This is a genomic window from Klebsiella sp. LTGPAF-6F, from assembly GCF_001753185.1.
Lineage (GTDB): Bacteria > Pseudomonadota > Gammaproteobacteria > Enterobacterales > Enterobacteriaceae > Klebsiella > Klebsiella michiganensis.
Genome location: NZ_CP017450.1, coordinates 276,003 through 289,643 on the forward strand (window position 1 = coordinate 276,003; position 13,641 = coordinate 289,643).

Here is a 13,641-nt window from a genome sequence, read left to right on the forward strand (position 1 = left end):
AATAAAAACAAAGCGGAGAGTATTGTCGTTATTTAATGGATAGCTTCTGGGGGATGTATGGAATTTGCTATACAACTTATCATTATCTTAATTTGTTTGTTCTATGGTGCGAGAAAGGGCGGCATTGCGCTCGGTCTTTTAGGCGGCATTGGGCTAGTTATCCTGGTCTTTGTTTTTCACCTGAAGCCTGGAAAACCGCCCGTCGATGTCATGCTGGTTATTATCGCCGTCGTGGCGGCATCGGCGACGCTGCAGGCTTCCGGTGGTTTAGACGTGATGCTGCAGATTGCCGAGAAACTCCTGCGGCGAAACCCGAAATATGTCTCGATCGTCGCGCCATTCGTCACCTGTACGCTGACGATTCTTTGCGGCACGGGGCACGTGGTATATACCATTCTGCCGATTATTTATGATGTCGCCATCAAAAATAACATCCGTCCGGAGCGACCCATGGCCGCCAGCTCGATCGGCGCACAGATGGGGATTATCGCCAGCCCGGTTTCCGTGGCGGTCGTCTCGCTGGTGGCAATGCTTGGCAACTTTACCTTTAACGGCAAGCACCTTGAATTTCTCGACCTGCTGGCGATAACCATTCCGTCCACGCTGCTGGGGATTCTGGCCATTGGTATCTTCAGCTGGTTTCGCGGCAAAGACCTCGATAAAGACGAAACCTTCCAGGCCTTTATTGCGGTACCGGAAAACCGTCACTACGTGTACGGGGACACGGCCACGCTGCTGGATAGAAAGCTTCCGACCAGCAACTGGATTGCGATGTGGATTTTTCTGGCCTCAATCGCGGTTGTCGCCCTGCTCGGCGCCTTCTCCGAACTGCGTCCGGCATTCGACGGTAAGCCGCTGTCGATGGTGCTGGTGATCCAGATGTTTATGCTGCTCTCCGGGGCGCTCATCATCATCATTACGAAAACGAATCCGGCTTCGATCTCCAAAAATGAGGTGTTCCGTTCCGGGATGATCGCTATCGTTGCCGTGTACGGCATCGCGTGGATGGCGGAAACGATGTTCGGCGCGCACATGACCGAGATTAAAGGCGTGCTCGGGGAGATGGTGAAGGAGTACCCGTGGGCCTACGCTATCGTTCTGCTGCTGGTATCGAAGTTTGTTAACTCCCAGGCGGCTGCGCTGGCGGCGATCGTCCCGGTGGCGTTGGCGATTGGCGTCGATCCGGCCTACATCGTCGCTTCCGCGCCCGCCTGCTACGGCTATTACATTCTGCCGACCTACCCAAGCGATCTGGCGGCGATTCAGTTCGACCGCTCAGGTACTACGCATATCGGCCGCTTTGTGATTAACCATAGCTTTATTCTGCCAGGGCTCATTGGCGTCAGCGTCTCATGCGTCTTTGGCTGGGTATTTGCAGCGATGTACGGATTTCTTTAAGAGGATACGGGCGCCGGTAGCGGCGCCTGTTAAGTCGTTGACGTTATTGTGCGAGCGGAATTCGGCGATAGAGCTCAATCATGTCGGTAGCCAGATCCTGAATGACCATCGCGTTCATCAGGTGGTCCTGAGAGTGTACGGTAATCAGGTTAACCGGAAGCTTGCCGCTGCCTTCATCCATGCCAATCAGCTGGGTCTGGATTTTATGCGCATGCTTGACGAATTCATGGGATTCCGCCATTGCCTGTTCGGCCGCAGCAAAATCGCCTTTACGCGCCAGCTGCAGAGCGGTTAACGCCGAGCTGCGCGCAGAACCGGCGTTAACCAGCAGCTCCATGATGATCGTTTCTAAATCTTCCATCTCTTACTCCATCAGCTTCAGGGCTTTATCAAGCACGGCATCGCCTTTCATCATGCCGTAATCCATCATATCGATGACGGCGACTTTTTTACCAAACGGGTCGGCCATTGCCTGTAGCTTGGCCTGCTCGTACTTCACCTGAGGGCCGAGCAGGATAATATCGGCAGCGGCAAGATTATCTTTAAACTCGGCAACCGGTACGGCTTTGATGGAGACTTCCACGCCTTTTTGTTGCGCAGCGGCCTGCATACGTTGAACCAGCATGCTGGTGGACATTCCTGCGGCACAGCATAAAACGATATTCTTCATAATTGTTGGCCCTTATGTTCCTTGATGTACCATCTTTATCGCGGGCAGGCGGGCGGGACAACCGCTTTACGGTGATTGTGTGTAAGTCATCACAAAATAATGAAACCGGTTTCGGTTCTGGGGGAGAAAACGCTAAAAGCCGCGTCCGACAGGCCTGAAACGGAGGGCTCTGTTAAGCGCGGACGATGCGATTCTTGCCGAGCTGCTTGGCTTTATACAGCGCTTCATCAACGCGCACGACAAGCTGCTCCAGGGGCTCCATATTCCATTCGCCGAGACCTGCGCTGAAGGTGACCGTTAGCCCTTCTTCACGCCAGGAGCGCTGCGCAACGCGGGCCCGCCAGCTCTCCAGCAGCATCAGGGCGTCATCGCTATGTCCGGTGGTAAAGATCGCCGCAAACTCTTCGCCGCCGTAGCGGTAAAGCGAAATTTGCCGGGGCTGGAGGATTTGCAGCCCTTCCCGGGCGACATTGCGCAGCACGATATCGCCGTTGAGGTGACCCCAGGTGTCGTTTATCGTTTTGAAGTTATCAATATCAACCAGCGCAAGAGAGAAGGGCTGATGATCGTTCATCAGCGCGGCGATATCGCTGTCAAAGGCGCGGCGGTTCTTGCAGCCGGTTAGCGCGTCGATGGTCGCCTGGCGAACGTAGGTTAACTCGCGCTGCTTATTGCTCTCGATGGCTTTGCTGAGCATCGCTTCCAGCCGCGGGGCGCGCTGAACATCCCCGGTTTTAATCGCATTGATGATGTTCATCAACACCGTACGTGAAGCATGGCGCAGATACAGTCCAAACAGCACGATAACGATCGCGGCCAGGGCAAAGCTCCAGGCGACGATATCCGTTTCATGGCGCGTTAAGTTGACCAGCGTCGAGTTATCGACCCGATAAATAACAAACCAGTCGGGGTTGGTAAAGGAGTAGTAATAGTACCAGGTGTCCGTATTGGTGTCGTACAGCTGGCCTTCGCCGCTGGTCATTCTGTCCATCAAGGCTTCACTGACGTAGGGTTTAAACAAAGCGCCGGGATCGGGATGGAGAACGACTTTACCATCGCGTTGCACCACAAAAAACTCCCCCTGGACGGGTGCAACCATCTGCCGTAACGCGTAGCCCATTGAGGTGAGATCGAGATGAAACGCGAGACTGCCCTTTAGCCGTCCCTCTGGAGAAATTATGGGTTTGTAGACGGTAATCGTCGGGTGATGAGTGAAGTAGTCGTTGTACGGGCTGGTATACCGACTGAAGGTACTGGCTTCCGCTTGCTTAATAAACCACGGCCTTGTTTTGGCATCGAAGGACTGGCTGTCTTCGGTTTCCAGAACCTCGGGCGCGCGCAGATAGTGCCCATTGGTATCCGCCAGCGAGATGGACGAAACGGTCTGCATCATATTTTGCAACTGCATAAGCTGCATCAACCCTTTTTCCGGATTGACGTTAACCGCCTCATTCAGCGCATCGTTGCGGGCAAAGAAAGTGGCGGCACGGGTGAGGATAAAGTCGTTGCCCTGCAGCAGCGTCTCCGTGTAGTTGGTCGCCATATTGTGGGTAAAATTGCGATTAATATGATGATAATCTTCGAGAAAATCATTCCTCTGCGTCGTCGTGGCAAACACCGCTATCAGCAAGAAGCTGAATAAAATACCTGCAAATCCGATGATAATCGGCGTGGTGAAAGAGAGCTTTCTATTATGACGAGCCATGAGTCGTAAATCGTTCCAGAAGCGTTAAACCGTGGGTGGAGACGCAGGTTTAGCCAGCATGCCTGCTGAGCGAATCAGATAAAACTCCGGTAATTATAACGCTGACGTTGTGATATGGACTGATTAATATTCGATATTGATGGAATTACCGTTGCCGCAAAGAGGCGGGAGCAGGGCGAAAAGGAGGAAGAGTGAATATTCGCCCTGGCCAGCGTCCGCTGCTGACAGGGGCAGAATAGAGAAACGGGAACAGGGCCACAATCTCCCGTTTCTCTTATTACGATCGTGCATGAAGAACGTTTAAGAAATTACATTCGTTATCATGACGATTGGGAGGCGCGTCCCAGCCAGCTGTCCCAATCCTTCCATACCGGCTGTAGACCGCTGGCCACCAGCGCGCTGGCGACCTCTTCCGGGCGGCGGTCATCGTGAGGCGCGAACTGCTCCAGCTCCGGATGGTTATCGGCATACCCGCCGGGCTGGGTTTTCGAAAAGGCGCTGACGTTGTTGATGGCCAGCGGGATCACCCGATCGCGGAACCAGGGGGATTCGCGGGTGGAGAGCGAGAGTTCCACTTCCGGAGCCAGCAGGCGGAAAGCGCAAATAGTTTGCACCAGCTGCCGTTCATCCATTAATGAGGCGGGCTCGATACCTCCCGCGCAAGGCCGCAGTCGTGGGAAGGAGATGGAGTAGCGGCTGCGCCAGTAATGCTGCTGGAGCCACAGCAGATGCTCCGCCACCATAAAGCAGTCCACCCGCCAGCTGTCGGAAAGGCCAATAAGTGCGCCAAGGCCAATTTTATCAATCCCCGCCTGCCCAAGCCTGTCCGGCGTATCCAGCCGCCAGAAGAAGTCCTGCTTTTTCCCTTTCAGATGGTGTTTCGCATACATGCTTTCATGATAGGTCTCCTGATAGACCATCACCCCGTCCAGACCGAGGGTTTTCAGCTCGGCGTACTCTTCCATCGCCAGCGGCTGGACCTCCATATGCAGCGAGGCGAACTGGCGGCGAATCGCGGGCAGATGTTGACGAAAGTAGTCCATGCCGACCTTGCCCTGATGTTCGCCGGTCACCAGCAGCAGATGCTCAAAGCCCATTTCGCGGATCGCCGCGCATTCACGGGCTATTTCCGCCTCATCCAGAGTCTTGCGCTTGATGCGGTTACTCATTGAGAAACCGCAGTAGGTACAGTCGTTGGCGCAGAGATTAGAGAGATACAGCGGGACATAAAAGCTGACGGTATTACCAAAACGCTGGCGAGTCAGGCGCTGAGCGCGCTGGGCCAGAGGCTCCAGATAGTCCGCGGCGGCGGGGGAGAGCAGGGCCATCATATCGTCGCGGCTGAGCTGTTTGGCTGCCAGGGCGCGTTCAACGTCGGCGGGAGTTTTCCCGTTGATTCGCAGGCGAATATCATCCCAGTCCAGCTGCCGCCAACGGTCAGTGAAGGTGTTCATATCCGCGCCTCCAGAAAGCCGGTCAGCGGGCTGGTGGCCTGCGCCTGCGCGCTGCGCGCGCCCGGGCCTGCCTGTCGGGCCAGCAAGCCGGCATCGATTGCTAAACGGAAGGCCCGCGCCATGGTTACCGGATCGTCGGCAACGGCGATGGCGGTATTCACCAGTACCGCGTCAGCGCCCATTTCCAGCGCCTGTGCCGCGTGACTCGGCACGCCAATACCCGCGTCAACGACTACCGGCACCGTGGCCTGCGCGATAATAATCTCCAGCATTGCTTTGGTTTCCAGTCCCTGATTGGAGCCGATGGGCGCGCCGAGCGGCATCACCGCCGCGCAGCCCGCTTCTTCGAGGCGCTTGCACAGCACCGGGTCGGCGCCGCAGTAGGGCAGCACCACGAAGCCTTCCCGTACCAGAATCTCCGCCGCTTTCAGCGTTTCGATCGGGTCGGGGAGCAGCCAGCGGGCGTCCGGGTGAATTTCCAGCTTTAGCCAGTGGGTGCCCAGCGCTTCCCGCGCCAGACGGGCGGCAAATACCGCCTCTTCCGCCGTTTTAGCGCCGGAGGTGTTGGGCAGCAGGCTAACGCCGGCCGCCAGCAGCGGCGCGAGGATCGCGTCATTATGCTGACGGAGATCGACGCGCTTCATCGCCAGCGTCACCAGCTGGCTGCCGGAGGCGCGAATGGCCTCCACCATGACGTCGGGGGCGGCGAATTTACCGGTGCCGGTGAAAAGATGTGACTCAAAGGTTTTATCCGCAATACGTAACATGTCAGCCTCCAGCGATAACCTGAAAAAGCAGGATTTGATCGCCTTCCTGTAAGAGATGATCTTGCCACCGTTCACGCGGCAGGATGCGTTGATTGAGCGCCAGCGCGACGCCCGGCTGCTGCTGTTCCAGCTGCGTGAGCAGATCGGCGACGGAGGTCGCTTCGGCGCACTGCAACGGTTCATCGTTAAACCATATCCGCATGCTGCCCTCCGCATACCGGACAGCCCTGAGCCCGCTGGAGCGCGAGAGTGCGCCAGCTGCTGGTTCGGGCATCGAACAGGCGCAGCGTGTTCCGCGGGGCCATCATGCCGGCGAGCAGCTTGATGGCCTCCAGCGCCTGTAGGGTACCCATCATGCCAACCACCGGACCAATGATGCCCGCCGTGCGGCAGTTGCGTTCGGGTTCGTTAGCATCCGGCCACAGACAGCGATAACAGCCCTGCTCCCACGGCGGCGTCAGTACCATCAGCTGCCCCCCAAGCCCGACGGCGCTGGCGGTAATCAGCGGCGTTTTAAGCGCGACGCAGGCGGCGTTGATCGCCTGACGAGTCGCCATGTTATCGGTGCAATCCAGTACCACATCGGCCTTCGCCACTTCATCCCGCAGGGCCTTTCCGCCTAACCGCTGCTTCAGCGCAATCAGTTCAATCTGCGGATTTAACTGAGCCAGCCGGGCCCTGGCGGCCGTGGTTTTAGGCTGAGCGATATCCTCGCTGGTGAACAAAATTTGTCGCTGCAGGTTACTGACGTGCACGTCGTCGTCATCGACCAGCACCAGCGTGCCGACGCCAGCGCCGGCAAGATAGAGCGCGGCGGGAGAGCCCAGCCCGCCGAGACCCACGATCAATACCCGGCTGGCCAGCAGCTTTTGCTGGCCTTCAATGGCGATATCCTCCAGCAGCAGCTGGCGGCTATAGCGCATAAAATCGCTGTCATTCATCACCGGCTCCCGCTATCTCGAGCAGCCGGGCCGTTGCCTGTCGCCAGTCGGCCGCCTGAGTAATGGCGCTGACCACCGCAACGCTGCCGACGCCGGTCGCCAGTACCGCCGGGGCGCGCTCAAGGCTGATGCCGCCAATCGCCACGGTTGGATAATCCCCGAGTCGCTGAATATGCTGCGCCAGCTGATCCAGCCCCTGAGGGGCGGAAGGCATCTGCTTGGTTTGCGTTGGAAAAACGTGCCCAAGCGCGATGTAAGAGGGACGCGCCGCCAGCGCGATATCAATTTCCATATCATCATGCGTCGAAACGCCAAGGCGCAGCCCGGCGTTGCGGATGGCGCTGAGGTCGGTCGTTTCCAGATCCTCCTGGCCTAAATGCACGCCGTAAGCCTGATGTTTGATGGCCAGGCGCCAGTAATCGTTAATAAACAGCCGCGCATGGTATTTGCGTCCCAGGGCGATAGCGGCAACGACATGCTCTTCAACTTCACTATCGCGTTTATCCTTGATGCGCAGCTGGAGAGTGCGAACGCCCGCGGCCAGCAGGCGTTCGATCCACGTGACGCTATCGACGACCGGATAGAGCCCTAAACGGAAAGGGACGGATGGAAAATCGGGTTGATACATCAGGCTTCCTCCTTACGTAGATAGATTTCACTGCCGCGGGCGCGGAAGTTATCCGACATATCGGCCATCCCCACTTCGATGGTCTGCGCGGCGGCGTAGTCGCGAACTTCCTGGCTTATCTTCATTGAGCAGAATTTAGGGCCGCACATGGAGCAGAAGTGGGCCACTTTGCCTGACTCCTGCGGCAGGGTTTCGTCGTGGTAAGCGCGCGCGGTGAACGGGTCGAGCGCCAGATTAAACTGATCTTCCCAGCGGAACTCGAAGCGCGCTTTCGACATGGCGTTATCGCGGATCTGCGCGCCGGGATGGCCTTTGGCGAGATCGGCGGCGTGGGCGGCAATTTTGTAGGTAATCAGGCCCTGCTTAACGTCTTCTTTATTCGGCAGGCCGAGGTGCTCTTTTGGCGTCACGTAGCAGAGCATCGCGCAGCCGAACCAGCCGATCATGGCGGCGCCAATTCCCGAGGTGAAATGGTCATAGCCCGGCGCGATATCGGTGGTTAGCGGCCCTAAGGTGTAGAACGGCGCTTCGTGGCAGTGCTCCAGCTCTTCGGTCATATTGCGCTGAATCATCTGCATCGGCACGTGGCCCGGGCCTTCGATCATCACCTGTACGTCATACTCCCAGGCGATTTTGGTCAGTTCGCCCAGGGTGTGCAGTTCGGCGAACTGCGCTTCGTCGTTGGCATCCTGAATCGAGCCGGGACGCAGGCCGTCGCCCAATGACAGCGAGACGTCATAGGCGGCGCAGATTTCGCAGATTTCGCGGAAATGCTGGTAGAGGAAATTCTCTTTGTGATGGGACAGGCACCATTTCGCCATGATTGAGCCGCCGCGGGAGACGATGCCGGTCAGGCGCCTGGCGGTCATCGGCACGTAGCGCAGCAGCACGCCCGCATGGATGGTGAAGTAGTCCACCCCCTGTTCCGCCTGCTCGAGCAGCGTATCGCGGAAGGCTTCCCAGGTGAGATCTTCGGCGATCCCGTTGACCTTCTCCAGAGCCTGGTAGATCGGCACCGTACCGATCGGTACCGGACTATTGCGCAGGATCCACTCGCGGGTCTCGTGAATATAGCGGCCGGTGGAGAGGTCCATGACCGTATCCGCTCCCCAGCGCGTCGCCCACACCAGCTTCTCGACCTCTTCTTCAATCGACGAGGTGACCGCCGAGTTGCCGATATTGGCGTTAACCTTCACGAGGAAGTTGCGGCCAATAATCATCGGTTCGGATTCCGGATGATTAATATTGGCCGGGATAATCGCGCGCCCGGCGGCGACTTCAGCCCGCACAAACTCCGGGGTGATATTCTCCGGCAGCCGCGCGCCAAACCCAACGCCCGGATGCTGCTGGCGCAGCACTTCGCCACGAATACGCTCGCGGCCCATATTCTCGCGAATGGCGATGAACTCCATTTCCGGGGTGACAATCCCCTGACGGGCGTAGTGCAGCTGCGTCACGCATTTCCCGACGATGGCGCGCCTGGGCGTGAGCAGGCCGGTAAAGCGCAGTTCGTTGAGGCCATCATCCGCCAGCCGCTCTCTGGTATAGGCCGAGCTGCGATCGCTGAGTGCTTCGCAGTCGCGGCGCGTATCAATCCACGGCTGACGCAGTTTTGCCAGACCCTGCTGAACGTTAATCGCGACGTGCGGATCGCCATAGGGGCCGGAGGTGTCATAGACCGGAATAGCTTCGTTCGCTTCGTACTGAGGATTATCTTTGCTGCCGCCGATAAGCGTCGGGCTCAGCTGAATTTCGCGCATCGGTACGCGAATATCTTCCTGCGAACCGGGGATATAGATGCGCTGCGAATTGGGAAATGCGGTACCTTCCAGGGTGTCGATAAAGCGCTGGGCGCGTTCGCGTTGCTCTCGACGCGTGAGTTTGGTTGTAGACATAGCTCATTCCAGTTAAACAGGATATGGCTTGCCAGACGACGGATGGAGTAACAGATGCGATCGGCCCTGAAGAGGCTGATGCTAAACGCAGTTTACTCTTGTTCCCTTCGCAGGTATTAGCCTGATCAGGTTCCGCGGATCCCGAATTAACGGTCTCAGCCTTTTCCAGTGTGGAAAATGGGCACTCCGACAAGATGACATCCCCTCTCCGTGAGGGGGAATGTATGTAAACTACGCGTTAATGGCTCACAACTCAAGCGGTCGGCGCGATATTGTCGCTGACGTTGTCTTTGCGGCTGTGGGCGACGGCGAGGGCGATCAGATTATCTTCCAGCGCAAAGCGCGCTTCCAGCGCTTCGCCGATATCCGACAGCGCCTGCTGGAACTCAAGGTAGTTATCGTGATCGATGGCGTTTTCGAGGCAGGAGTCGTAATAATCCATGATCTGCTGGGTATTGGCCTGCAGCTGTGGATAAATCTTAGTGGCGGCTAAAAGTGGCGTATCGCCTTCCAATTCGCCGATAAAGCGTTCATAAATATTAAAATGGCCGGAGGAGAGGTAGTCCACCAGGCTTTGACAAAAATCATCCAGCGCTTTCTCATTAAGCCGCATAAATGATTCTTTGCCGGGCTTCAGGCCAACCAGGTTGTAGTAAGCCACAAGCAAATGCTTACGTACTTGTAGCCAGCGATCGACCAGTTTATTGCTGCCTCCAACACGTTCCGTCAGGTTTTCCAGCTGGTTTAACATGGTTGACTCCGCAAGGTTTTAAGAGAAATACGTTGCTCACCAAAATGTAAATTTAATGTTAAAAGTGCCAGTAAAATAAAGGTAGTGCAATAGATATGGATCGTATTATTGAAAAATTAGATCGCGGCTGGTGGATCGTCAGCCACGAACAGAAATTATGGTTGCCCGACGGAGAATTGCCCTACGGCGAAGCGGTAAATTTTAATCTTGCGGGGCAGCCCGCGCTGCGAATCGGAGAATGGCAGGGCGATCCGGTGTGGCTGGTCCGCCAGGATCGCCGGCATGAGATGGGATCGCTGCGTCAGGTGCTCGATCAGGATGCTGGCCTTTTTCAACTGGCGGGGCGCGGGATCCAGCTGGCGGAGTTCTACCGATCGCATAAATTCTGCGGCTACTGCGGTCATCCTATGCACCCCAGCAAAACCGAGTGGGCAATGCTGTGCAGCCACTGCCGCGAACGCTACTACCCGCAAATCGCCCCGTGCATTATCGTCGCCATCCGTCGGGATGATTCTATCCTGCTGGCGCAGCATACTCGCCATCGCAACGGCGTGCATACGGTGCTGGCCGGGTTTGTCGAAGTCGGCGAAACCCTGGAGCAGACCGTTGCCCGCGAGGTGATGGAGGAGAGCGGCATTAAGGTGAAAAACCTGCGCTACGTGACCTCTCAGCCTTGGCCGTTCCCGCAATCGCTGATGACCGCGTTTATGGCCGAGTACGATAGCGGCGAGATTGTCATCGACAAGAAAGAGCTGCTGGAGGCGGGATGGTATCGCTATGACAATCTGCCGCTTTTGCCGCCGCCGGGCACCGTGGCGCGCCGTCTGATTGAAGATACCGTGGCGATGTGTCGGGCAGAGTATGAGTGACATGTTACATACACTTTATCCTTCAAATTGCCTCTTTGTTGGCTGCTTTCACTTACCCCAGTCACTTACTTGAGTAAGCTCCTGGGGTTCATTCAATTGCCGCCTCGATCCACTTTGAATGATTTTGTGTATAAACTTGGCGCATCAACGCTAAAGGAATGTAAAAATGACCGAACTGAAGAACGATCGCTACCTGCGCGCGCTGCTACGCCAGCCGGTTGATGTCACCCCGGTATGGATGATGCGACAGGCGGGCCGCTATTTACCGGAATATAAGGCCACCCGCGCCGAGGCGGGCGATTTTATGTCGCTGTGTAAAAACGCCGAGCTTGCCTGTGAAGTGACGCTGCAGCCGCTGCGCCGCTATAAGCTGGATGCGGCTATCCTCTTCTCGGACATTCTCACCATCCCGGATGCGATGGGGCTGGGGCTCTATTTCGAAGCCGGGGAGGGCCCGCGTTTTACCTCACCCATTACCGGCAAAGCGGATGTCGATAAATTACCCGTACCCGACCCGGAAGATGAGCTTGGCTACGTGATGAACGCCGTGCGCACCATCCGCCGTGAGCTGAAGGGAGAAGTGCCGCTGATTGGCTTTTCCGGCAGCCCGTGGACGCTGGCGACCTACATGGTGGAAGGCGGCAGCAGCAAAGCGTTTACGGTGATCAAAAAGATGATGTACGCCGAGCCGCAGGCCCTGCATGCGCTGCTCGATAAGCTGGCGAAAAGCGTCACGCTGTATCTGAATGCGCAAATCAAAGCGGGCGCGCAGTCGGTGATGATTTTTGATACCTGGGGCGGGGTGCTGACCGGCCGGGATTATCAGCAGTTCTCGCTCTATTACATGCATAAAATCGTTGATGGGCTGCTGCGTGAGAACGATGGCCGCCGCGTGCCGGTGACGCTGTTTACCAAAGGCGGCGGGCAGTGGCTGGAAGCGATGGCGGAAACCGGCTGCGATGCGCTGGGACTCGACTGGACGACCGATATCGCCGATGCGCGGCGTCGCGTCGGCCATAAAGTCGCCCTGCAGGGCAATATGGATCCCTCGATGCTGTATGCCCCTCCGGCGCGCATCGAAGAAGAGGTGGCGACCATTCTTGCCGGGTTTGGCCAGGGCGAAGGCCATGTCTTTAACCTCGGGCACGGCATTCATCAGGACGTCGACCCGGAACATGCTGGCGTATTTGTGGAGGCAGTGCACCGGTTGTCGGCGCCATACCACCGTTAAGGAGTGAATATGGATTTGTCATCGCTACGCACCCAGCAGCTCAGCCTGGCGGCATCGGTTGAACGAGGCGATCGGCTGGACCAGGATCCGCCGACGCTGATCGGCGGAGCGGATGTTGGATTTGAGCAAGAGGGAGAGGTGACCCGGGCGGCGATGGTGCTGCTGAGCTATCCGTCCCTGGAGCTGGTGGAGTATCAGGTCGCGCGCGTCGCGACCACGATGCCCTATATCCCCGGCTTCCTCTCCTTTCGCGAAACCCCCGCGCTGCTGGCGGCCTGGGAGCAGCTTTCGCAGAAGCCAAATCTCTTATTTGTTGATGGCCACGGTATTTCCCACCCGCGCCGCCTCGGCGTCGCCAGCCATTTTGGTCTGCTGGTGGATGTGCCGACCATCGGTGTGGCGAAAAAACGGCTGTGCGGTAAGTTCGAGCCGCTGGGCGATGAGCCCGGCGCGCTGGCGCCGTTGTTAGATAAAGGCGAGCAGCTGGCGTGGGTTTTGCGCAGTAAAACGCGCTGTAATCCCCTGTTTGTGAGTACCGGGCACCGCGTGGGCCTGGATAGCGCGCTAATGTGGGTGGAGCGCTGCCTGAAAGGCTACCGCCTGCCTGAACCGACGCGCTGGGCTGATGCCGTGGCGTCCCGGCGTCCGGCGTTTGTGCGTTGGCAAGCAAATCACGACTGATTCAGGTACACTGCGGCTAATTTCTGACTTCGAGATTTCATCATGTTACAAAACCCGATTCATCTGCGTCTGGAGAAGCTGGAAAGCTGGCAGCACGTGACCTTTATGGCCTGCCTGTGCGAGCGGATGTACCCCAACTACGCCATGTTCTGTCAGCAAACTGAGTTCGCCGATGGCCAGCTTTATCGCCGTATTCTCGATCTGATCTGGGAAACGCTGACGGTAAAAGATGCGAAGGTGAATTTCGACAGCCAGCTGGAAAAGCTGGAAGAGGCGATTCCGGCCGCTGATGATTACGACCTGTACGGCGTCTATCCGGCCATTGATGCCTGCGTGGCCTTGAGTGAGCTGATTCATTCGCGGCTGAGCGGCGAAACGCTCGAACATGCTATTGAAGTCAGCAAGAGCTCGATCACCACCGTTGCGATGCTGGAAATGACCCAGGCTGGTCGCGAAATGACCGACGAAGAGCTCAAAGAAAACCCGGCTGTCGAACAGGAATGGGATATTCAGTGGGAAATTTTCCGTCTTCTGGCCGACTGCGAAGAACGCGATATTGAACTGATCAAAGGGCTGCGTGCAGACCTTCGCGAGGCCGGTGAGAGCAATATTGGTATAAATTTTCAGCAATGAGACCAGAAAACGTGATTT

Annotated in this window: 15 protein-coding genes and 1 riboswitch; of the genes, 5 read left to right on the forward strand and 10 right to left on the reverse strand. The window is 57.1% G+C overall.

What is annotated here, in order from left to right; all coding sequences use genetic code 11:
• Nucleotides 1–57 precede the first annotated feature (57 nt).
• A complete protein-coding gene (dcuB, locus tag BJF97_RS01285; RefSeq protein ID WP_004097650.1) occupies nt 58–1,398 on the forward strand; it encodes an anaerobic C4-dicarboxylate transporter DcuB in 1,341 nt (446 codons plus the stop codon).
• A 43-nt stretch (nt 1,399–1,441) separates the two neighbouring features.
• Here the strand turns inward: dcuB and BJF97_RS01290 are convergent, their stop codons facing one another.
• The 10 genes from BJF97_RS01290 to BJF97_RS01335 form a co-directional block, all read right to left on the reverse strand.
• Nucleotides 1,442–1,759, reverse strand: coding sequence for a PTS lactose/cellobiose transporter subunit IIA (locus BJF97_RS01290; protein ID WP_004097651.1), 318 nt, complete (start codon nt 1,757–1,759; stop codon nt 1,442–1,444).
• A 3-nt stretch (nt 1,760–1,762) separates the two neighbouring features.
• A complete protein-coding gene (locus tag BJF97_RS01295; protein ID WP_009652762.1) occupies nt 1,763–2,023 on the reverse strand; it encodes a PTS sugar transporter subunit IIB in 261 nt (86 codons plus the stop codon).
• A gap of 217 nt (nt 2,024–2,240) precedes the next feature.
• Entirely contained in the window at nt 2,241–3,773 is a 1,533-nt protein-coding gene (locus BJF97_RS01300) for a sensor domain-containing diguanylate cyclase (protein ID WP_014227493.1), read from the reverse strand.
• A 320-nt stretch (nt 3,774–4,093) separates the two neighbouring features.
• Nucleotides 4,094–5,227: a 2-iminoacetate synthase ThiH gene (gene thiH / locus BJF97_RS01305; RefSeq protein ID WP_014227494.1), complete on the reverse strand. Its 1,134-nt coding sequence runs from the start codon at nt 5,225–5,227 to the stop codon at nt 4,094–4,096.
• Nucleotides 5,224–5,994: a thiazole synthase gene (gene thiG, locus BJF97_RS01310; protein ID WP_014227495.1), complete on the reverse strand. Its 771-nt coding sequence runs from the start codon at nt 5,992–5,994 to the stop codon at nt 5,224–5,226. Before thiG ends, thiH begins: the two co-directional genes overlap by 4 nt.
• Before the next feature lies 1 nt (nt 5,995).
• Nucleotides 5,996–6,196, reverse strand: coding sequence for a sulfur carrier protein ThiS (gene thiS / locus BJF97_RS01315; protein WP_032692783.1), 201 nt, complete (start codon nt 6,194–6,196; stop codon nt 5,996–5,998).
• A complete protein-coding gene (locus tag BJF97_RS01320; RefSeq protein WP_014227497.1) occupies nt 6,180–6,935 on the reverse strand; it encodes a HesA/MoeB/ThiF family protein in 756 nt (251 codons plus the stop codon). The genes thiS and BJF97_RS01320 overlap by 17 nt, the downstream gene beginning before the upstream one ends.
• Complete coding sequence (gene thiE / locus BJF97_RS01325; protein WP_009652773.1) at nt 6,928–7,563, reverse strand: thiamine phosphate synthase; 636 nt, start codon at nt 7,561–7,563, stop codon at nt 6,928–6,930. Before thiE ends, BJF97_RS01320 begins: the two co-directional genes overlap by 8 nt.
• Nucleotides 7,563–9,458 (reverse strand): phosphomethylpyrimidine synthase ThiC, encoded by a 1,896-nt coding sequence (gene thiC, locus BJF97_RS01330; protein ID WP_032692778.1) that lies wholly within the window; start codon nt 9,456–9,458, stop codon nt 7,563–7,565. Before thiC ends, thiE begins: the two co-directional genes overlap by 1 nt.
• Nucleotides 9,459–9,543: 85 nt before the next feature.
• Nucleotides 9,544–9,657: riboswitch (TPP riboswitch) on the reverse strand.
• Nucleotides 9,658–9,711: 54 nt separating this feature from the next.
• Entirely contained in the window at nt 9,712–10,209 is a 498-nt protein-coding gene (locus tag BJF97_RS01335; protein WP_014837106.1) for an Rsd/AlgQ family anti-sigma factor, read from the reverse strand.
• 95 nt (nt 10,210–10,304) lie between these two features.
• Here BJF97_RS01335 and nudC point away from each other — a divergent pair, with 95 nt between their 5' ends.
• The 4 genes from nudC (at nt 10,305) to BJF97_RS01355 (ending at nt 13,623) form a co-directional block, all read left to right on the forward strand.
• A complete protein-coding gene (gene nudC / locus BJF97_RS01340; protein ID WP_004097667.1) occupies nt 10,305–11,078 on the forward strand; it encodes an NAD(+) diphosphatase in 774 nt (257 codons plus the stop codon).
• A gap of 166 nt (nt 11,079–11,244) precedes the next feature.
• Nucleotides 11,245–12,309 (forward strand): uroporphyrinogen decarboxylase, encoded by a 1,065-nt coding sequence (gene hemE / locus BJF97_RS01345; protein WP_014227501.1) that lies wholly within the window; start codon nt 11,245–11,247, stop codon nt 12,307–12,309.
• A gap of 9 nt (nt 12,310–12,318) precedes the next feature.
• Complete coding sequence (nfi, locus tag BJF97_RS01350; protein ID WP_025107530.1) at nt 12,319–12,990, forward strand: deoxyribonuclease V; 672 nt, start codon at nt 12,319–12,321, stop codon at nt 12,988–12,990.
• A 42-nt stretch (nt 12,991–13,032) separates the two neighbouring features.
• On the forward strand, nt 13,033–13,623 hold the full coding sequence (locus BJF97_RS01355) for a YjaG family protein (RefSeq protein WP_004097673.1): 591 nt from the start codon (nt 13,033–13,035) through the stop codon (nt 13,621–13,623).
• Nucleotides 13,624–13,641 lie beyond the last annotated feature (18 nt).